Raw genomic sequence first — 19,818 nt, 5'->3', positions numbered from 1 at the left:
GAGACCTTCCGATCAGGGGATCGACAGTCCCTGGATAAGCCGGCCGTGGTGCCGCAGCCTGGGGAGGTGAACCGAGCCGAACTCGCCGACTTCCTGCGCCGTGGCCGCGCCCGCCTGGAACCGTCCGACGTGGGCCTGGCGCCCGGCGCCCGCCGCCGCACGCCCGGACTGCGCCGGGAGGAGGTGGCGTCGCTGGCCGGGATGTCGGTCGACTACTACACCCGCCTGGAACAGTCCCGCGGCCCGCGGCCGTCCCGCCAGATGCTCGCCGCGCTGGCCCGCGCGCTGCGCCTGACCGACGACGAACGGGACCATCTCTTCCACCTGACGGGCGAGGAGCCGCCGCGCCGGGACACGTCCTCAGCCCACGTCAGACCCGGTCTGCTGCTGGTCCTCGACCGGCTGTACGACTCACCGGCGCAGGTGGTCACGGACTGCGGCGAGGTGCTGGCGCAGAACGCGCTGGCCAAGGCGCTGGTCGGCGACGCGTCGGCCCGCCCGCCGCGCGAGCGGAACCTGACCCGCCGCTTCTTCCTGGACCCCACGGCCCGCGCCCTCTTCCCGCCCGAGGACCTGCCGCGACACGCCCACGATCATGTGGCCGCCCTCCGCGCGGTGGCCGCGGCCCGCCCCGACGACCCGGTGCCGGCCGCGCTGGCGGCGGAACTCCGGGCGGCCAGCGAGGAGTTCGCCCGTCTCTGGGACGAACACGAGGTGTCCCTGCGGCGACCGGCCACGAAGCGGTTCCTGCACCCCGTGGTGGGCCTGCTGGAACTGGACTGCGGGGTCCTCCTCAGCCACGAGGCCCACCACCACCTCGTCATCCACACGGCCCGCCCCGGCACGGCCTCCCACGAAAAACTCCAGCTGCTACGGGTGGTAGGCCTGCAGGACATGACCCCCCACCCCACCCCGACCCACCCCTGACACCCCGACGCCCACCAAACGCTTGGGGCCGGGGGGAACCCCGTGGCGGTGGTCTCTCGAGGGGCCGAGTCGGGTGGGTGGGCGGGCGGGGGCCTAGAAGCCCAGCTTGCGGAGCTGCTTCGGGTCGCGCTGCCAGTCCTTGGCCACCTTGACGTGCAGATCCAGAAAGACCGGCGTCCCCAGCAACGCCTCGATCTGCTTACGGGACTTGATGCCGACCTCCTTCAGACGCTTGCCCTTGGGCCCGATGATGATGCCCTTCTGACTGGGACGCTCGATGTAGACGTTCGCGTGGATGTCCAGGAGGGGACGGTCGGCGGGCCGGTCCGGACGCGGCAGCATCTCCTCCACGACCACCGCGATGGAGTGCGGCAGCTCGTCCCGGACACCTTCCAGCGCGGCCTCACGAATGAGTTCCGCGATCATCACCTGCTCCGGCTCGTCCGTGAGGTCGCCCTCGGGATAGAGCGCCGGCCCCTCGGGGAGCAGGGGGATCAGAAGGTCGGCCAGGAGATCCACCTGCTTGGAGCCGACCGCCGAGACCGGCACGATCTGCGCCCACTCGATGCCCAGGTCCTTGCCCAGCTGATCGATCGCGATCAGCTGCTCGGCGAGGGTCTTGGAGTCGACCAGGTCCGTCTTCGTGACGACCGCGATCTTCGGGGTCTTCCTGATCCCCGCCAGCTCCTTGGCGATGAAGCGGTCACCGGGACCGATCTTCTCGTTCGCCGGAAGACAGAAGCCGATCACGTCGACCTCGGCCCACGTCGTCCGCACCACGTCGTTGAGCCGCTCACCGAGCAGCGTGCGCGGCTTGTGGAGCCCTGGCGTGTCCACCAGGATCAGCTGGGCGTCGGGCCGGTGCACGATGCCGCGCACCGTGTGCCGCGTGGTCTGCGGCTGGTTCGCCGTGATCGCCACCTTCTGCCCGACCAGAGCGTTCGTGAGGGTGGACTTGCCCGCGTTGGGGCGGCCCACGAAGCAGGCGAAGCCGGCGCGGTGGACGGTTTCCGCCGGCTGCTCGGATGACTGGGTACGAACACTCATGCCGCCCATTCTCCCTGATCCACGGAGCCCTGCCGTACCAACGCCGAACCAAAGGCCGGCACCCCTCCCGTACCAACGCCGGACCAACGGCCGGCACCCCTTCTTCCCGTGAGCTTCCGGAAACCCACACGCAACGAAACGTCACGGAAACACACCTGTACGCGACCGGAAACCCACACCCGTGACGCTCTGACGCACCCACCACACCGTTGGAGACGCCCGTGACCCTCGCCGCAGCTCTCCCCCGAGTTCTCGGCTCCGCTCGCACAGGGGGGACTCCCCTCGACACCGGCGACACCGCCTGGCTGCTCGCCGCGACCGCCCTCGTCCTGCTGATGACGCCGGGTCTCGCCCTGTTCTACGGCGGCATGGTCCGCACGAAGAGCGTCCTCAACATGCTGATGATGAGCTTCGTGTCGATCGCCCTGGTCACGGTGGTGTGGCTGGCGGCCGGTTACTCCCTCGCCTTCGGCGACGACGCCGGCGGCGGCCTGATCGGCGGGTTCGGGCACGCGGGGATGCACGGCATCGGCCCGGACTCCGTCCACGGCACCGTCCCCGCCCTCCTCTTCGCCACCTTCCAGCTGACCTTCGCCGTCGTCACCGCCGCGCTGATCAGCGGCGCGGTCGCCGACCGTACGAAGTTCTCGGCCTGGCTGGTGTTCGTGCCGGTCTGGACCCTCCTCGTATACGTTCCGGTCACCCACTGGGTGTGGGGCCCGGGGGGCTGGATCCTCGACCGGCTCGGCGCGCTGGACTTCGCCGGCGGACTGCCCGTCGAGATCACCTCCGGCGCCTCCGGGCTCGCCCTCTGCCTGGTCCTCGGCCCCCGCCTGGGCTTCAAGAAGGACGCCATGCGCCCGCACAACCTGCCCATGGTGGTCCTCGGTGCCGGTCTGCTCTGGTTCGGCTGGTTCGGTTTCAACGCGGGCTCCGCGCTCGGCGCGAACGGCCTCGCCGCCGCCGCGTTCCTCAACACCCTGGCCGCCGGCTGCACCGGACTGCTCGGCTGGCTCTTCGTCGAGCAGCGGCGCGACGGCCACCCGACCACCCTGGGCGCCGCCTCCGGCGCGGTGGCCGGCCTGGTCGCGATCACCCCGTCCTGCGGCACGGTCTCGCTGCTCGGCGCCCTCGTCGTGGGCCTCGCCGCCGGTGTCGTCTGCTCGTACGCCGTGAGCTGGAAGTTCCGGCTGAACTACGACGACTCCCTGGACGTCGTCGGCGTCCACCTGGTCGGCGGCGTCATCGGCACCCTGCTGATCGGCCTGTTCGCCGAGAAGACGATGACCGGCGGCACCGAGGGCCTGTTCTACGGCGGCGGGCTCGCCCTGCTCGGCAGGCAGCTGCTCGCCGTGGCCGTCGTCGCGCTGTACGCCTTCGCGGTGACGTACGGCCTCGGCAAGCTCATCGACAAGGCGCTGGGCTTCCGCGCGAGCGAGGAGCAGGAGCACACCGGCCTGGACCTTACGGTGCACGCCGAGACGGCATACGATCACGGCGTCCTGGGCCACGGCGCCCCGGTCTCCCACTCCGTCCTCACCGCAGCCGGCACGAAGAAGGTCGACACCCAGGCATGAAGCTCATCACCGCGATCGTGAAGCCGTACCGGCTGGACGAGGTCAAGACGGCCCTGCAGGAGCTGGGTGTGCACGGGCTGACCGTGACCGAGGCGAGCGGCTACGGCCGGCAGCGCGGCCACACCGAGGTGTACCGGGGGGCGGAGTACCGGGTCGACCTGGTGCCGAAGGTGCGCATCGAGGTCGTGGTGGAGGACGCGGTCGCCGACGACGTGATCGACGCCGTCGTCAGGGCCGCGCAGACGGGGAAGATCGGGGACGGGAAGGTGTGGTCCGTTCCGGTGGAGACGGTCGTACGGGTGCGGACCGGCGAGCGCGGACCCGACGCGCTCTGACCAGCAGCGCCCCGGTCAGCACCCCGGCGGCGAACACGAGCGCCACCAGCAGCCAGGACAGCGCGAGGAAGGAAGCGCCGGCCGACTGCCGGGTGCCCGGCGCACTGGCGGTCACGGTCACGCTCCCCCGGTCGAGCTGGGGCGCCCCGCGCCAGGTCTCCGTGAGCCGCACCCGTTGCCCGGGCAGCAGTTCGGAGGGCACCCGGGTCAGGTCCCGGTCGAGCAGCGTACGGCCGAACAGCCCGCGCGCCTTCAGCTCCACCTTGGGGCTGAGGGTCACGTTCCCGGTGTTGCGCAGGGTGTAGGAGACGGTCGCCGTGCTGTCGCCGAGGCCCGGCAGCAGCGGCTGGTGGTGGCCGAACCGCACCTGCTCGACGGAGAGCGCGGGGAGCGTGGGACCGCCGACCCGCAGATAGACCCGAGCGCCGACGGCCCGCTGCACACCGAGCGCGAGCCTGCCGCTGCCGGGGTCCACCTTCTCGTCCAGGGCGACGATCGCGCCGGGGTGGTCGCCGGGCTCCGCCCCCTCGGGGACGCGCAGGACGACGGGCACGGTGACGGTTCTGTGCGCGGGCACGGTGATCCGGGACTTCGCGGGCTTCGCCCAGGCCCCCACCCCGCTCATCTTCTCCTTCAGGGTGCGCACGGCGAACCCGCCGTCCCGGGCGGTGTTGTAGGCGTCGGCCGCGTACAGCCGGAAGGTGAGCGGGCGGGCCGTCTTGTTCTGGACCGCGACCTTGTCGGTGAGTGTCTGGCCGGGCTCGGCGGAGAGGGTGAAGTACGGCCGCGCGGCGATCTTCGAGGCGACCGGGTAGACGGACCAGCTGCCGTTGTCGGCGGCCCGCGCGGGGACCGCGCCGACACCGAGGAGCAGACCGGCCAGGCTCAGGAGGAGGACGTACGGCTTGCGCATGGGTGCGGACCCCCCACGGGCTCGGGACGGTGGCGGTCGGGCGGGTGCGGCCCCGGTCGTACGGCGGGGCGCCCGGCCACCGGTGTCCTGGTTCGGTCGGTCAGGTGAGGGTGAGGGTCAGGACGCCGGAGTACGAGCCCGGAGGCGTGAACGCCGGAACGTCCAGGGAGAGGCCGGCGTCGACGGTGAACTCACCGCCGGTGAGCGTGCCGTTCGGGGTCGACGCGAGCGTCGCTCCCGCGCTGCCGACGGTGCCCGCCGAACCGGCCTTGCAGGTGCTGGGGCTGCCCGCCTTGGTCGCGCAGGCGGGGCTCCAGCTGAGCTTGCTCGCGTCGATCTTGGCGCCGGGCCCGGTGAACTCGGTGACCTTGCCGGTCAGGGACCAGCCCGCGGGCCCGCCGCGGAAGTCCTTGACCGTCACCGAGTTGAGGCGCCCGGTCGAGGCGCCGCCCTGGCCGAAGTCGACCGCCGACAGCGCGACGGAGTCGCCGGCCTGGGACATGGACAGGGTGCCCGCCTTGACGGTGGTGGTCAGCTTCTGGCTGCCGGCCGGGACGGGCGTGTTGTCGTTGACGACGTAGGCCGCGGGTCCGGCGCCCTTGTCGGGGTTCCAGGAGCCGCCCTCGTAGGCCACGATCCCGGTCGTCGTCTTGTCGTTGACGACGAGGGAACCGCTGAAGGCGCCCTGGGCGTTCGCGGTCACGGTCGCGGTGTCCGCGGTCTGTGTGTCACCGGCCCGCCCGGCCAGCGTGACGGTCGCACCCGGCGTGAAGTTCGTCCCGCTGACGGTGACACCGGCACCCGGGTCACCGGACGCCGAACCCAGCGAGATGGCCCGGGTGTTGGACGGGGTGCCGTCGGTCGCGGTCACGGTCTGCGAGACCGGGGCGGGCGGCGTGATGACCGTGCAGGGGGTGTCCAGCTCCAGGATGTAGCTGGTGTGGATGTTGTAGTCGCCGGGAGAGAGGGTGATCTGCCCGGCCTTGGTGACGGTGAACGTGCCGGTCATGGAGAAGGACGGGAACGCGGCCTTCCCCGGCACCGGCGGGTTCTTCTTCGGTCCGGTGACGGTGACGGCACCGGTCTGGGCGCCACCGAGGGCGACCTTGCCGGTCGGGGTCATGATGTCGGCCGGCAGGGCCAGGTCGGTGGGGTTGCTGGCGGCGGCCGTGACCACGGTGTAGGTCACGGTGACCGTGTCGCCGACCTTGGGACTGGTGTTGTCCACCGACACGTTCGCGGTGGTGGTGCCGTCGATGGGCGGTAGACCCGAGACGGCCGGCGGGATGCAGTGCGTGGCGAAGTCCACGTTCGTGCCGGCGGCACCGGCCGGACAGGCCAGCGCGCCGCCCGCGGTGACCGCGAGTGCGGTCGCCCCGAACAGTGACGCCCAGCGCCACCGTCGGGCTCTTCGGGGTGTCGAACCCATGGGCCCCCTCCTGAGGGTTGCTGGCGCAGCGGCTCATCTGCGCCGACAGGGGGCATTGATGTGGAGCGGGGGTGAGAAGTCAATGGAGATGCCGCAGAAATCTGACGGATCATCAGTTTTTGCGGCATCCCAGGGGGTTACGGCACGATCCGGAACATGTCGCTCAACCGGATCGCCCGGTCGGCTCAGTCGAAGACGAACGGGCCGGGCGACTGCCTGGCGGTGGCCTTGCAGGTCACGGTGACACCGAAGATCACCATCTTCAGCGAGCCGCCGTACGCCTCCAGACTGTCACCGGAGGCCACGGTGCCGGGCAGCGGGCCGACGCTGACCGCCGAACCGCTGGGCATGGCCGGGTTCTTCGTCCCGCTGAACACGGTGGTGCCGCCGCTCGCCTTGACCAGGGTGAGCGTGGAGGTGATGGAGTCCTGGGCCACCGCGACCGGCGCCTTGATCGCGGAGGAGGTGAGGGTGACGGTGGCGGAGGTGCTGTTCTGGGTGGCGGTGAGCGTGGCCGAGCCACCGCCGAAGATGCCGCAGCTCGCGGTGATGGTCGCCGACTGGGGGGTGACGGCGGCCGCGGTCGGCGCGAGGGTCAGGCCGGTGACCGCGAGGGCCCCGGCGACCAGCGCCGCACCTGTTGCCGTGCGCTTTCCTCTCATGGGGATCCGCTTCCCTTCCCTGTGGGGATGCCATGTGGGGATGGTCGGAAGGTGCGCCGACGAACGGCAGGCCGGGCGAGCGGATGCGGACACCGGCACCGGCGGTGCGGATCTGACGGGTCGTCGGAACCTATGGCCCCATTGATGCGCGACGGCACCGCCCCAACAAGGTTGAATTCCAGCCGACCTTTTGTTCGGTCGCCGCGAGCGGGGTCCAGGGGGCGGGGCCCACTGGTGCGTCAGCCGGCGGTGACGGTGCGCCGCACGACGCCGTCGGCCCCGGCGAGCAGCACCGGCGTACCCGCACCCCCCAGGTCGGCGACGGCCGCCCGGTCCTCGTCCGGCACGGCCTCCGCGTCGCTCACCACGGCCGCCGCCTCCAGCGACCGCGCCCCCGAAGCCACGGCCATCGCAACGGCCGTACGCAACGCGCTCAGCTTCAGCGAGGCGAGTTCCACCGACCCGGCCACGTACGTACGCCCCGTGTCGTCCCGTACGGCCGCCCCCTCGGGCACACCGTTGCGGGCCCGCGCGGAACGGGCCAGGGTGACGATCTTGCGGTCCTCGGGGTCAAGCGCGTTGCTCTCGGTCATGCCCAGAGCATACGAAGCCCCGGCGGCTTCACCCCGCCACGGGGTACATCGTGCCGCGCCGCCCCTCGGGAGACGCCAGCCACTCCAGCTTGGCCGCGGTGTTCGCCTCGTCCAGCGGAGCGTGCAGCACGATCATCAGGTCCGGCCGGGCCGGCACCTTCAGCACCGTCGCCTCCACCACCAGCAGCCCCACCACGGGGTGGTCCAGTTCCTTGCGCACCTGCCCCTGGTCCTCGATGTCCCGCTCGGCCCACAGCGCCACGAACTCGGGGCTGAGCGCCGACACCTCGGCGAGCACCGACTGGAACCCCTCGTCGTCCGGCCGTGCGGCACACGCGGCCCGGAACTGCGCCACGACCGTGCGCGCGTTCCGCTCCCAGCTGTTGCTGCGCGACCGGTACAGCGGGTCGGTGAAGAAGTCGACCAGGCAGTTCTGTGTGATCTCCGGCCGCATGCCGAGCACCATGGCCGCCGCGTCGTTGTACAGCACGCAGTTGTAGTACAGGTCCATGATGTGCGCCGGGTACGGCATCCAGGTGTCGATCAGCCGCTGCAGCCCGTCGCACATGTCCCGCCGGTCGGGGACGACCTGGGGCGTCGGCGGGTTCAGCCCGGCCAGCAGGTACAGGTGCCGCCGCTCGGCGTCGCTCAGCCGCAGCACCCGGGCGACGGCGTCGAGGACCTGCGGGGAGACCGAGATGTCCCGCCCCTGCTCCAGCCACTGGTACCAGGAGGCGCCCACACCGGCGAGCACGGCGACCTCCTCACGGCGCAGTCCGGGCGTCCGGCGCCGGCCGCCGCCGCCCGGCAGTCCGGCCTCCTCGGGGCTCACCCGGGCCCGCCGGCTCATCAGGAACTCGCGCAGTTCGCTCCGCCGCGGGCTCTTCGTCGCATCGACAACCGGCACGTACCGCTCCCCCTCGTGCTGTCTGGTGGTGCCACCACCACCATAAGTTCCGACTCCCCAGCCGTATTCCGACGGCCCGAAGCTCGTGCCATGGCGATCGACTCCACCACCCGACCCACCACGACCGCGGGCGAACCGCTCGGCGTCCCGCGGCTCTCGACGCGTGACAAGCTCGTGCTGTTCGTGCTCTGCGCGGCCCAGTTCATGGTCGCACTGGACTTCTCCGTCCTCAACGTGGCCCTGCCCGGCCTCGGTTCCGACCTCGGCATGAGCCGCTCCGCCCTGCAGTGGGCGGTCACCGCGTTCGCCCTGCCCTCCGGTGGCTTCCTGCTCCTCTTCGGCCGCATCGGCGACCTGTACGGCCGCCGCAGGCTGTTCCTCGCCGGGCTGGCCCTGTTCGGGGCCGCCTCCCTGCTGGCGACGCTGGCCTGGGACCCGGCGTCCTTCCTCGCCGGGCGGGCGCTGCAGGGCCTCGGCGCGGCGGCGATCGTGCCGACCGGCATGTCCCTGCTGACCACCACCTTCCCGGAGGGCCCGGCCCGCGACCGCGCCCTCGGCATCTCCGGCACGCTGCTGTCCCTGGGCTTCACCGTCGGCATGATCGCGGGCGGTGTGCTGACGGACACCCTCGGCTGGCGCTCCACGATGGCGCTGCTCGCGGTGTTCGCGGTGATCGTGCTGCCCCTCGCGCCCGGCCTGCTGCCGGAGTCCCGTACCCCGGAGCGCCCGCGCCTGGACGTGCCCGGCGCGGTCACCGTCACCACCGGTCTGCTGTCGCTGATCTACGCCCTGTCCACGGCCGCCGACCACGGTTTCGGCCGCGCCGACGTCATCGCGGCGCTGATCGCCGGCCTGCTGCTGCTCGCCGCGTTCACGGCGATCGAGTCCCGCTCGGCGGCTCCCCTCGTCTCGCTGCCCATGCTGCGCCGCCGCACGGTGGCGTGGGGCAACGTGGGCGGTCTGGTCACCTTCTCGATGATGTCCACGGTGATCTTCGCCCTGACCCTGTACCTGCAGGAGGTCCTGCACCTGTCCGCCTTCGAGACGGGCCTGGTCTTCGGCGTCCAGGGCGTCCTGTCGGCCGTCGCCGGCACCCTCGCCGCCAGGGTCATCGGCCGCTTCGGTGCCCGTCGCACCCTGGTCGGCTCGCTGGCCGGCCAGGGAGCCCTGGTCGCGGCGCTGCTCCTGCTGAACGCGCACACCTGGTCGGTGTGGCTGGCCACGGCCGCGGTGTCCCTGGCGAGCATGTGCCACCTCGGCGCGATCGTCTCGTACGGCCTCACCGTCACCTCCGGTGTCCCGGACGAGGAACAGGGCCTGGCCACCGGCCTGGTGACGTCCACCCAGCAGGTGGGGCTCACGGTCGGCATCCCGCTGCTCGGTGTCCTGGCCACCACCTCCGGCGACCTGCTGGCCGGCGTGCACACGGTCCTCGCCCTGGACGCGGTGATCGTCCTCGCCGCCGCCGTACTGGTCGGCCTGGGCCTGCGCCCGGCTCGGTCCGGGGTCTGACGTCCGGGCGAACGGCTCCCCTGCGCGGCGGTGCTGAGCGTGGATGCCGCGACAGCCGGCCGTCCACGTCGGCTCGGCCCGCCCGGTCCGCTCGAAGTGACACGGGGTCAAGACGGTCCGGCAAAGGAATTCAGGGCCGGTCCAGACGCAGCCGTTCCGCTCTGGGCAGGCCGGCGACGACGAGGTCGTAGGAGTCCTCGACCAGTTCCCGCACGAGCCGGTCGGGGAGGTCGCCGTCGGCGGTCACGGTGTTCCAGTGGCGCTTGTTCATGTGCCAGCCGGGGAGGATCAGCCCCTCGTGGTCGGTCCGCAGCCGGACCGCGTCCTCCGGGTCGCACTTGAGGTTGACCGTCAGGGGCCGCGCGCCCAGGTTCGTCAGGGCGAACATCTTGCCCAGCACCTTGAAGACCGAGGTCTCCGGGTTGAACGGGAAGTCCTCCACTGCCGCGTCGAAGGACAGGCACAGGGCGCGCAGCTCCTGGGGGGTCACTCGGGCTTCTCCTCCTCGGCCGCCGGTACGGGGACCGGTTCCACCAGCACGGTGACGATCTTGTTCCGGCGGCCGGCCGCGGCCTCGGCGGTCAGCCGCAGCCGGCGTCCGTCGGGCAGTTCGACCTCGGCGGACGCACCGGCGATGGGCACCCGGCCGAGTGCCTTGGCGAGCAGTCCGCCGACGGTCTCCACGTCCTCGTCGTCGTACTCCTCCAGGCCGTACAGCTCGCCGAGGTCGGTGATGTCGAGCCGGGCGGTGACCCGGAAGCGGTCGTCGCCGAGGTCCTCGACCGGCGGGAGTTCCCGGTCGTACTCGTCGGTGATCTCGCCGACGATCTCCTCCAGGATGTCCTCGATGGTGACGATCCCGGCGGTGCCGCCGTACTCGTCGATGACGACGGCTACGTGGTTGCGTTCCTTCTGCATCTCGCGGAGCAGGTCGCCGGCGTTCTTGGTGTCGGGCACGAAGACGGCCGGACGCATCGCCGTGGACACCAGGTCGCCCTCCGCGTCCCGGCTGATGTGCGTCTTGCGGACCAGGTCCTTCAGGTACACGATCCCGACGATGTCGTCCTCGCTCTCACCGGTGACCGGGATCCGGGAGAACCCGGAGCGCAGCGCGAGGGTGAGGGCCTGCCGGATGGTCTTGTACCGCTCGATGACGACGAGGTCGGTCCGCGGGACCATGACCTCGCGCACGAGCGTGTCGCCCAGTTCGAAGACCGAGTGCACCATGCGGCGCTCCTCGTCCTCGATCAGCGACTCCTTCTCGGCGAGGTCGACCAGTGCGCGCAGCTCCGCCTCGGAGGCGAAGGGGCCGCGCCGGAAGCCCTTGCCCGGGGTGAGCGCGTTGCCGAGGAGGATCAGCAGGGACGGGATCGGTCCCATCACCCGGGCCAGGGGCAGCAGCACGTAGGCCGCCGCGGTCGCCGTGTTGATCGGGTGCTGGCGGCCGATGGTCCGCGGGGACACGCCCACGGCGACGTACGACACGAGCACCATCACGCCGATGGCGACGAGCAGGGCCTGCCAGGTCGCGTCGAACTCCTGCAGGCAGGCGTAGGTCACCAGGGCCGCGGCGGCCATCTCGCAGGCCACGCGGACCAGCAGGGCCACGTTGAGGTAGCGGGTCGGGTCGGCGGCGACCTGGGCGAGCCGGGCGCTGCCCCGGCGGCCGGACTTGACCGCCTCCTCGGCGCGGAAGCTGGAGACCCGCGCGATGCCCGCCTCCGCGCAGGCGGCGAGCCAGGCGACGACGACCAGCGCGATCGCGCCGATCACGATCTGCGGACTCATGGAGGCGCTTACGAGACGGTCGGCGCGGGGGACGGCCCGGTCAGGCCGCGCTCGCCCCGCCAGCCGTCCACGATGGCCGCCTGGAGCCCGAACATCTCGGCCTTCTCGTCGGGCTCCTCGTGGTCGTACCCGAGCAGGTGCAGCACACCGTGGACGGTGAGCAGCTGAAGCTCCTCGTCCATGGAGTGCTGCGTCGGGGCGTCGGCGCCCTGCTTGGCGGCGACCTCCGGGCACAGCACGATGTCGCCGAGGAGGCCCTGCGGCGGCTCCTCGTCGTCCTTCGACGGCGGCCGCAGCTCGTCCATCGGGAACGACATGACATCGGTGGGCCCGGGCAGGTCCATCCACTGCACGTGGAGCTGCTCCATGGCATCGGCGTCCACGACGATCACCGAGAGCTCGGAGAGCGGGTGGATGCGCATCCGCGCGAGTGCGTAGCGGGCGATGTCGAGGATCGCCTGCTCGTCGACCTCGGTTCCGGACTCGTTGTTGACGTCGATCGACATGGTGGTGCCGTGTCTCTACTTCCCCTTGTGCCCGGACCGGCCCCGGCCGCCCTTGTGGGTGCCGTTCTCGGTGCCGTGCTTGTTGTCGTACACCTCGTACGCGTCGACGATACGGCCCACCAGCTTGTGCCGGACGACATCGTGCGACGACAGCCGGGAGAAGTGGACGTCCTCGACGCCCTCCAGGATCTCCTGCACCTGTCGCAGACCGCTCTTCGTGCCGTTCGGCAGGTCGACCTGCGTCACGTCACCGGTGATCACGATCTTCGAGTCGAAGCCCAGGCGGGTGAGGAACATCTTCATCTGTTCGGGGCTCGTGTTCTGGGCCTCGTCCAGGATGATGAAGGCGTCGTTGAGCGTACGGCCGCGCATGTACGCGAGCGGCGCCACCTCGATCGTCCCCGCCGCCATCAGCCGCGGGATGGAGTCCGGGTCGAGCATGTCGTGCAGCGCGTCGTACAGCGGGCGCAGGTAGGGGTCGATCTTCTCGTAGAGCGTGCCGGGCAGGAACCCGAGCCGCTCGCCGGCCTCGACCGCCGGGCGGGTCAGGATGATCCGGTTGACCTGCTTGGACTGCAGGGCCTGTACGGCCTTGGCCATGGCCAGGTAGGTCTTGCCGGTGCCGGCGGGGCCTATGCCGAAGACGATCGTGTGCTTGTCGATCGCGTCGACGTACCGCTTCTGGTTGAGGGTCTTCGGGCGGATGGTGCGGCCTCGCGAGGACAGGATGTTCTGCGTCAGTACCTGGGCGGGAGTCTCCGGCCCGTCGCTCGTCCCGTTCTCGCTCGCCTTGAGCATGGCGATCGAGCGTTCCACTGCGTCCTCCGTCATCGGCTGCCCGGTGCGGAGCACCAGCATCATCTCGTCGAACACGCGCGAAATGAGGGCGACGTCCGCGGGGTCGCCCACTGCGCTGATCTCGTTGCCCCGGACATGGATGTCGGCCGCCGGGAAGGCCTTTTCGATCACGCGCAGGAGGGAGTCGCCGGAACCCAGCACGGTGACCATGGGGTGTTGGGCGGGGACGGTCAACTGCGTTCTCGCCTGCTCCTGCGCGGGAGTGTGAGCTGTGGGTGTCTCTGTCATGGGCCGGCGCCTAAGGCCTGCGCTTCCTCCTCGTCACGGCCGAGCACTGAGCACGGCCTCGCGCTTCAAGAGTACGACGGCCCACAGACAACCCAGTAGGCCTTTTTCCCAACCCCGAGCCACGACACCCCGGGGGAACCACTTCCCGGCGGACCGAGCCGCGACCCCCTGGGGGGAAGACCACTTCCCGGCGGACCGAGCCGCGACGTCCCGGGGGGAGCCACTTCCCGGCGGACCGGGCCGCGACATCCCGGGGGGAACCACTTCTCGGCGGACCGAGCCGCGACATCCCGGGGGGAGCCACTTCCCGGCGGACCGAGCCGGGATGCCCCGGGGGTCACTTCTCGGCGGACCGAGTCGGGTGGGCGGGTGGGAAAGGTTCCGGGGGGTCCGGGGGGCGGAGCCCCCTGGGACGTCACCCGGACCGACGGAACCCGATGGTCGGCACCGCCCGCCGCAACGGCCACGGCCGGTCCAGCTCCTCCGGCACGAGCCCCTCCAGAAACGCGTACCGGCGCAGCGCCGCAGGCTCCTGCACGGACTGCACCTTCCGCCACCACGCCCCGATCTCCGACCACCCCGGCGCCGACAGCGACCCCCCGAACTCCTGCACCGACAGCGCCGCCGTGAGCCCCGCGAACGCCAGCCGGTCGGCCAGCGGCCACCCCGCGAGGGACCCCGTCACGAACCCGGCGACGAACACGTCCCCCGCCCCCGTCGGGTCCAGCGCCTCCACCGCGATCGCCGGCACCTCCGCCGTCTCCCCGGTCCGCCGGTCCACCGCGTACGCCCCCTCCGCCCCCAGGGTCACCACGGCCACCGGCACGTGCTCGGTCAGCGCGTGCGCGGCGGCCCGCGGGCAGTCCGCCCCGGTGTACCGCATGGCCTCCTCCGCATTCGGCAGGAACGCCTCGCAGTGCTCCAGGTCGGCGAGCCCGGACAGACTCCACGCCCCGGTGTCGTCCCAGCCGACGTCGGCGAAGATCCGGGTGCCCTCGCGGGCGGCCCGGGCGATCCACGTCTCCCGTGCCCCGGGGGTCAGGGAGGCGATGGCGGCGCGGGCGCGGGGCGGGCACTCCTGCGCGCCCTCCTGCAGGATCACGGCCTCGCCGGGCGGCGGCTCGTGCCCGTGGGACACCATGGTCCGCTCACCCTCGTACGCCATGGAGACGGTCACCGGCGAGTGCCAGCCGGGCACGGTCCGCGAGGCCGACAGGTCGATGCCCTCGCCCTGCTCCAGCGCGTCCCAGCAGTACTCGCCGTAGTGGTCGTCGCCGAAGGCCGCGGCGAGGGACGTCCGCAGGCCGAGCCGGGCCAGCGCCGCGGCCATGTTGGCGACCCCGCCGGGGCTGGAGCCCATGCCCCGGGCCCAGGACTCGGTGCCGCGCACGGGCGCCGAGTCCAGGCCGGTGAAGATGATGTCGAGGAAGACCGTGCCGGTGAGGTAGACGTCCCAGGGTGGGTCGCCGGGCGCGCGCAGCGCGACGAGCGGGTCGACCTGGGCCTGGCAGCGCGCTGCCTGAGTGAGGTGTTCCGGTTCCTCTCCGGTGAGGGTGTGCGACGGGGTCACGGTGCGCTCCCTGACGTGGTGCGGGTTCTGGCCAGTGTGCACCAGGCCGCGCCACGGGACCCCGTACGGCGACGGTCACCAGCGCGGCATCACCGGTGTCCGCCAGCCCGGTTCGGCCGCGCGCATCGCCGCCGCGTCGTCGCGGTCCCGGAAGGTGCCGTCGTCCTCGGCCCACCGCCGGTGCAGCCGGGCCAGTTCGTCCCGGTCCGGTTCGACGCCGAGGCCGGGCGCGTCGGACACCGCGACCCGGCCGCCCTCGAAGGCGATCCGCTCGCTGAGGACGTCCTCGGACTGCCAGGGGTAGTGGGAGTCGCAGGCGTGGTGCAGGCCGGGGACGGTGGCGGCGACGTGGGTCATCGCGGCGAGGCTGATGCCCAGATGGGTGTTGGAGTGCATGGACACCCCGACCCCGAACGCGGCGCAGATCGCGGCGAGGTGCTGGGTGTTGCGCAGTCCGCCCCAGTAGTGGTGGTCGGAGAGGACGACCTGGACGGCGCCCGCGGTGAACGCCTCCTCGATCTCGCCGAAGGCGGTCACGCACATGTTGGTGGCGAGCGGCACCCCCGTGCCCGCCGCCACCTCGGCCATGGCGGGGGTGCCAAGCGTCGGGTCCTCCAGGTACTCCAGGACGTCCCCGAGTTCCCCGGCCACCTTCAGCGAGGTCTCCACCGACCAGGCGCCGTTGGGGTCGAGGCGCAGCGGGTCGCCGGGGAACGCCTCGGCGAGGGCGCGCACGGCGGCGATCTCCTCGTCCGGCGGGAAGACGCCGCCCTTGAGCTTGAAGGAGCCGAACCCGTGCTGTTCCCTGAGCCGGCGTGCCTGGTCCACCACCCCGTCCGGGTCGAGGGCGGCGCCCCACTCGTCGGGTTCGGCGGGGACGCCCGCCGGGTGCCCGGCCCACTTGTAGAAGAGGTAGGCGCTGTAGTCGACGGCGTCCCGGACCTTCCCGCCGAGCAGCGCGTGCACCGGCAGCCCGAACGCCTTGCCCTGGGCGTCGAGGCAGGCGACCTCGAAGGCGGAGAGCACGGACAGCCGCAGTTTGCCGGCGCTCTGCACACCGCGCAGCCCGCCGGCGTCCGCCTGTCCCTCGACCCGGGAGGCGTCGACGGCAAGGTCGATCCCGAACATCCTGTTCACATCCATGACCGATCGTCCGGTGAGCTGCTCGACTAGCGGCCGGGCCAGTTCCAGGTACTTGGTGTCGCCGTACGTCTCGCCGAGCCCGGTGATCCCTTCGGCGGTGACCACCTCGACGATCAGCCGTGGGGTGTACGGCTGGTGCACGCCCTGGGTGTTGAGCAGGGGCGCGTCGGCCACCAGGATCGGGGTCAGGCGCACCTCGGCGATGGTCAGGTCACGGGTCACAGCGCGGCTCCTACGAGGTCGAGTCCGGTGGTGAGCAGGGCCTTCAGGTCGGCGAGGTCGGCGGCTGCGGGGTCGGTGAGCGGGGCGCGCACGGGGCCGACGGGCTGCCCGCGCAGCCGGGCCGCGGCCTTCACCAGGGACACGGCGTACCCGGGTGCGCGGTCGCGGAGTTCGACGAAGGGGACGTAGAAGGCGCGCAGCAGCTTGTCGACCGTGCCGTGGTCGTCCTCGCGCAGTGCGGCGAAGAACGCGCCGGCGATCTCCGGGGCGAAGGCGTGTACGGCGGAGGAGTAGGCGGGGATGCCGACGGTGGCGTAGGCGCGGGCCTGGATCTCGGCGGTGGCGGCGCCGTTGAAGAAGAGGAAGCCGTCGGGTGCGGCGAGGGTGAGGCGCTGGAGCCGGTCGAGGTCACTGTGGCCGTCCTTGAGGCCGATGACGTTCGGGACGCGGGCGATGCGCCGCAACGAGGCGGCCGTATAGGCGACTCGGCCGCGCTGGTAGGCGATGAGCGGCAGCCGGGTGCGGGCGGCGAGTTGCTCGAGCTGGGCTGCGAGGCCGTCCTGCGGGGCGTCGGTCAGGTAGTGCGGCAGCACGAGCAGGGCGTCGGCGCCGGCTTCCTCGGCGATCCGCGCGAACCGGGCGGCCTGCGCCCAGCCGTAGCCGGTGCCGGCCACGACGGGCACCCTGCCGGCCGCCTCCTGGACGGCGACGGTGACCACCGTCCGGTACTCGTCCTCGTCGAGCGAGAAGAACTCACCGGTGCCGCAGGCCGGGAGGAGCGCGCCGGGCCCGGCGGCGAGCCGGTCGGCGGCGTGGGTGCGGAAGCCGTCGGGGTCGAGGGTGCCGTCGTCGTGGAACGCGGTGAGCGGGAAGGACAGGACACCGCGTGCCATCCCCTCCCGCAGTCGCCGTGCCACGTCCCGCGGAGCCGGGTCGCCGCCCACTTGACCATCTCCTCTTATGAATACCGTCTACATATGAGAACGGAGGCTAGACGCTTCTACCCTGCACCGCCGCCCCCAAACGGAATCGTGACCCGGATCACTCCCAGCGGCCTTCTTCGCCGAACCGCGTGCTTGATACAACTTGCTCGCGCGTTCCTGTCCGTCGACGGTCGTCGCCCCCTCCCCCCTTTCCGAGCCGCTCCTTTCGCCTGCCCTGGGAACGCCCGTGTCCGCCCGCCGCACCCCGCCCTGGCCCCTCGTCGCCCTGTTCACGGCCGGGTACCTCGCCCCGTACCTGCTGCCGACCACCGTCGGCAGACTGGACAGCGGGCTTCCGCTCACCGCCACCCAGGCCGGGGCCATCGGCAGTGCCCTGCTGCTGAGTTCGGCCACGGCCGGCTTCCTGCTGGCGATGGGGGTCCCCCCTGCTCGAGCGAAGTCGAGAGCGTGGGGGAGGGCCGACCGCATCGGACCTCGCGCCCTCGCCCGCGCCGGCCTCGTCCTCGCCGCCCTCGGCTACGGCGGCGCCGCCCTCACCGGCGTCGTACCGGCCGTCGTGGCGGGCGTGGTGGTCGGCGGATTCGGCTCCGGCACGGTCACGGCGGTCGCCGTGAGCGGCATCGCGGCCCAGCGGGACCCGCACCGGGTCACCACCCTCGGCCTCCTCGGCGTCTCAGCGCTCGCCGGCGCGCTCTGCCTGACGGTGCCGCACCTCGGCGCCGGACACGCCCAGCCGCAGGCCGCGCTCGCCCTCACCGCATGCGCGGTGTGGCCGTTCACCGGCCGGCTGCCCGCCCGCAGCACCGGCGCCGCACCGGCCGGCCGCGCACCGACCGCGCCGACCGCACCGACCGCACCGACCGCACCGACCGCACCGGGTGCCCGCCGGCAGCGGGCCGCGCGCCTGCCCCGTGCGGGCCAGGGAGTGGTCCTCGCCGCCGCGATGCCCTGCTGGTCCCTGGCGCAGAACGCGTTGTGGGGGGTCAGCGGCCGGATCGGCCTCGTCCAGGCCCGGCTCACGGAGTCGGCGGTGGGCGCGGTGTTCGCGGTCGCACTGGGCGCGGGGCTGCTGGGGGTGACGGGCGCGAGGGTGCTCGGCCCGCGGTTCGGCCGGGCACTGCCCATCGGCGCCGGCACCGCCCTGATCGCCGCCTGCGTCGCGCTGAGCGCGTCCGCGACCGGCCTGGCGTCCTTCGCCGCGGGCGAGATCGCCTGGAACGTGCTCTACCCGATCGTGCTGTCGTATCTCATCGGCCTCGCCGCGTCCCTGGACGCACAGGGCCGCTGGGCGGTGCTCGTGGGCTCCGCCTCCTCGCTGGGCACGGCGGCCGGCCCGCTGACCGGCAGTGTGCTGGCCGCGCAGGCGGGCTTCCCGGTCATGGGCGCGGTCCTCGCGGCCGGACTGCTGGTCGTCGCCGCACCGCTGACCGCGGTCGCGCTGCGCGCCGGGCGCGGGGTGCCGCCGGTGGTGGAGATCCCGGTGGACAGCCCGGCCGTGCCGACCCGGGGCGCCTACGGGAAGGCCGCCGCCTCCCCCGCCCCCTAGCTGTACTCGGTCATGACGTTGGTCTCATGACCGACTACCGGCGCTGGTCACCGGCCTGTCGGCCGAGTACAGGCGGCCGGCGGGCGCGGCGGCCGGCCGCCTCAGAACTCGTACGCCGCCACCTCGGCCAGGTACCGCGCCCGCCGCTCCTCGTCGTCCTCCAGGAAGGCGGCGAGGAAGGAGTTGCGGGCCAGCTCCCGCAGCCGGTCCTCGCTCAGGTGCAGGGTGTCCCGTACGGCGTCGAAGTTGTCACCGGCGTATCCGCCGAAGTACGCCGGGTCGTCCGAGTTGACCGTGCACAGCAGGCCGGCGTCGAGCATGGCCGGCAGCGGGTGCTCGGCCAGCGTCTCCACGGCACGCAGCCGGACGTTGGACAACGGGCACAGGGTGAGCGGCACGCGCTCCCGGACCAGCCGCTCGACCAGCTCCGGGTCCTCCATGCAGCGCAGCCCGTGGTCGACGCGTTCCACGCCGAGCACGTCCAGCGCCTCGGTGATGTACGCCGGCGGCCCCTCCTCGCCGGCGTGCGCGACGCGGCGCAGCCCGAGCGCGGCGGCGGCCTGGTACACCTCACGGAACTTCAGCGGCGGATGCCCCACCTCGGCGGAGTCCAGGCCGATGCCGGTGATCCGGTCCAGGTACGGCGTCGCGGCCTGCAACGTCTCCAGCGCCGAGTCCGCGGACTCGTCCCGCAGGAAGCACATGATCAGCTTCGTGGACACGCCGTGGTTCCGCTCACTGCTGCCCAGCGCCCGCCACAGTCCCTCCACCACCGTGCCGAGGCTCACGCCCCGCGCGATGTGGGCCTGTGGGTCGAAGAAGATCTCCGCGTGCCGCACGCCCTGGGCCGCGGCACGGGCGAGGTAGGCGTTCGCCAGGTCCGCGAAGTCCTGCTCGGTGCGCAGGACGGCCATCAGCTCGTAGTAGAGGTTCAGGAAGGACTGGAGGTCCTTGAACCGGTAGGCCGTGCGGAGGGCGTCCGTGTCCGCGTAGGGCAGCCGGACGCCGTTGCGCGCCGCCAGCGTGAACGCCAGCTCCGGCTCCAGGGTGCCTTCGACATGGAGGTGCAGTTCGGCTTTCGGGAGGGGCATCGAAGCATCGTACGGCTGGT

General features: G+C 72.2%; 19 protein-coding genes. 5 read left to right on the top strand and 14 right to left on the bottom strand.

Annotated features, from left to right (window positions below; genetic code table 11):
- The first annotated feature begins 66 nt into the window (after positions 1-66).
- Positions 67-927 carry a helix-turn-helix transcriptional regulator gene (locus JK359_RS02275; protein ID WP_201831001.1) on the top strand — a complete coding sequence of 287 codons (861 nt, stop codon included), beginning with the start codon at positions 67-69 and terminating at the stop codon, positions 925-927.
- 93 nt (positions 928-1,020) lie between these two features.
- On the opposite strand, the gene era is transcribed toward JK359_RS02275, so the two are convergent.
- Positions 1,021-1,974, bottom strand: coding sequence for a GTPase Era (era, locus tag JK359_RS02270; protein ID WP_201831000.1), 954 nt, complete (start codon positions 1,972-1,974; stop codon positions 1,021-1,023).
- 221 nt (positions 1,975-2,195) lie between these two features.
- Between era and JK359_RS02265 the strand changes: the two genes are divergently transcribed.
- Positions 2,196-3,551, top strand: a complete 1,356-nt coding sequence (locus JK359_RS02265; protein WP_372445335.1) for an ammonium transporter — start codon at positions 2,196-2,198, stop codon at positions 3,549-3,551.
- Positions 3,548-3,886: a P-II family nitrogen regulator gene (locus tag JK359_RS02260; RefSeq protein ID WP_201830995.1), complete on the top strand. Its 339-nt coding sequence runs from the start codon at positions 3,548-3,550 to the stop codon at positions 3,884-3,886. Before JK359_RS02265 ends, JK359_RS02260 begins: the two co-directional genes overlap by 4 nt.
- Here JK359_RS02260 and JK359_RS02255 read toward each other — a convergent pair.
- The 5 genes from JK359_RS02255 to JK359_RS02235 all read right to left on the bottom strand — a co-directional run bounded on the left by JK359_RS02255 (position 3,780) and on the right by JK359_RS02235 (position 8,333).
- Positions 3,780-4,799 (bottom strand): WxL protein peptidoglycan domain-containing protein, encoded by a 1,020-nt coding sequence (locus tag JK359_RS02255; protein ID WP_201830993.1) that lies wholly within the window; start codon positions 4,797-4,799, stop codon positions 3,780-3,782. The two genes, JK359_RS02260 and JK359_RS02255, sit on opposite strands and share 107 nt — an antisense overlap.
- Before the next feature lie 100 nt (positions 4,800-4,899).
- Entirely contained in the window at positions 4,900-6,228 is a 1,329-nt protein-coding gene (locus tag JK359_RS02250; RefSeq protein ID WP_201830992.1) for a WxL domain-containing protein, read from the bottom strand.
- A gap of 185 nt (positions 6,229-6,413) precedes the next feature.
- Positions 6,414-6,890: a hypothetical protein gene (locus tag JK359_RS02245; RefSeq protein WP_201830991.1), complete on the bottom strand. Its 477-nt coding sequence runs from the start codon at positions 6,888-6,890 to the stop codon at positions 6,414-6,416.
- 239 nt (positions 6,891-7,129) lie between these two features.
- A complete protein-coding gene (locus JK359_RS02240; protein ID WP_201830990.1) occupies positions 7,130-7,483 on the bottom strand; it encodes a cytidine deaminase in 354 nt (117 codons plus the stop codon).
- A 28-nt stretch (positions 7,484-7,511) separates the two neighbouring features.
- Positions 7,512-8,333 carry a helix-turn-helix transcriptional regulator gene (locus JK359_RS02235; RefSeq protein ID WP_201831670.1) on the bottom strand — a complete coding sequence of 274 codons (822 nt, stop codon included), beginning with the start codon at positions 8,331-8,333 and terminating at the stop codon, positions 7,512-7,514.
- A 147-nt stretch (positions 8,334-8,480) separates the two neighbouring features.
- Between JK359_RS02235 and JK359_RS02230 the strand changes: the two genes are divergently transcribed.
- Entirely contained in the window at positions 8,481-9,902 is a 1,422-nt protein-coding gene (locus JK359_RS02230) for an MFS transporter (protein WP_201830989.1), read from the top strand.
- A gap of 130 nt (positions 9,903-10,032) precedes the next feature.
- On the opposite strand, the gene JK359_RS02225 is transcribed toward JK359_RS02230, so the two are convergent.
- From JK359_RS02225 to JK359_RS02195, 7 genes are all read right to left on the bottom strand, one after another.
- Positions 10,033-10,392 (bottom strand): MmcQ/YjbR family DNA-binding protein, encoded by a 360-nt coding sequence (locus JK359_RS02225; protein WP_201830988.1) that lies wholly within the window; start codon positions 10,390-10,392, stop codon positions 10,033-10,035.
- On the bottom strand, positions 10,389-11,690 hold the full coding sequence (locus JK359_RS02220; protein ID WP_201830987.1) for a hemolysin family protein: 1,302 nt from the start codon (positions 11,688-11,690) through the stop codon (positions 10,389-10,391). Before JK359_RS02220 ends, JK359_RS02225 begins: the two co-directional genes overlap by 4 nt.
- Positions 11,691-11,698: 8 nt before the next feature.
- A complete protein-coding gene (gene ybeY, locus JK359_RS02215) occupies positions 11,699-12,196 on the bottom strand; it encodes an rRNA maturation RNase YbeY (RefSeq protein WP_201830985.1) in 498 nt (165 codons plus the stop codon).
- A gap of 15 nt (positions 12,197-12,211) precedes the next feature.
- The gene (locus JK359_RS02210; protein ID WP_201830983.1) at positions 12,212-13,282 is read right to left on the bottom strand and encodes a PhoH family protein; all 1,071 of its coding nucleotides are present in this window, start codon (positions 13,280-13,282) and stop codon (positions 12,212-12,214) included.
- Positions 13,283-13,697: 415 nt separating this feature from the next.
- Entirely contained in the window at positions 13,698-14,852 is a 1,155-nt protein-coding gene (locus JK359_RS02205; RefSeq protein ID WP_201830982.1) for a carbohydrate kinase family protein, read from the bottom strand.
- A 75-nt stretch (positions 14,853-14,927) separates the two neighbouring features.
- Positions 14,928-16,217, bottom strand: a complete 1,290-nt coding sequence (locus tag JK359_RS02200) for a glucarate dehydratase family protein (RefSeq protein WP_201830980.1) — start codon at positions 16,215-16,217, stop codon at positions 14,928-14,930.
- Positions 16,214-17,110, bottom strand: a complete 897-nt coding sequence (locus tag JK359_RS02195) for a 5-dehydro-4-deoxyglucarate dehydratase (protein WP_236677127.1) — start codon at positions 17,108-17,110, stop codon at positions 16,214-16,216. Before JK359_RS02195 ends, JK359_RS02200 begins: the two co-directional genes overlap by 4 nt.
- 277 nt (positions 17,111-17,387) lie before the next feature.
- On the opposite strand from JK359_RS02195, the gene JK359_RS02190 reads away from it, so the two are divergent.
- Positions 17,388-18,707, top strand: coding sequence for an MFS transporter (locus JK359_RS02190; RefSeq protein WP_201830978.1), 1,320 nt, complete (start codon positions 17,388-17,390; stop codon positions 18,705-18,707).
- Between the two features lie 101 nt (positions 18,708-18,808).
- Here the strand turns inward: JK359_RS02190 and JK359_RS02185 are convergent, their stop codons facing one another.
- Positions 18,809-19,798 (bottom strand): adenosine deaminase, encoded by a 990-nt coding sequence (locus JK359_RS02185; protein WP_201830977.1) that lies wholly within the window; start codon positions 19,796-19,798, stop codon positions 18,809-18,811.
- Positions 19,799-19,818 lie beyond the last annotated feature (20 nt).

Origin of the sequence: Streptomyces actinomycinicus, from assembly GCF_016741775.1 — a bacterium.
GTDB lineage: Bacteria > Actinomycetota > Actinomycetes > Streptomycetales > Streptomycetaceae > Streptomyces > Streptomyces actinomycinicus.
This window is presented reverse-complemented; position numbering and strand designations above follow the sequence as displayed.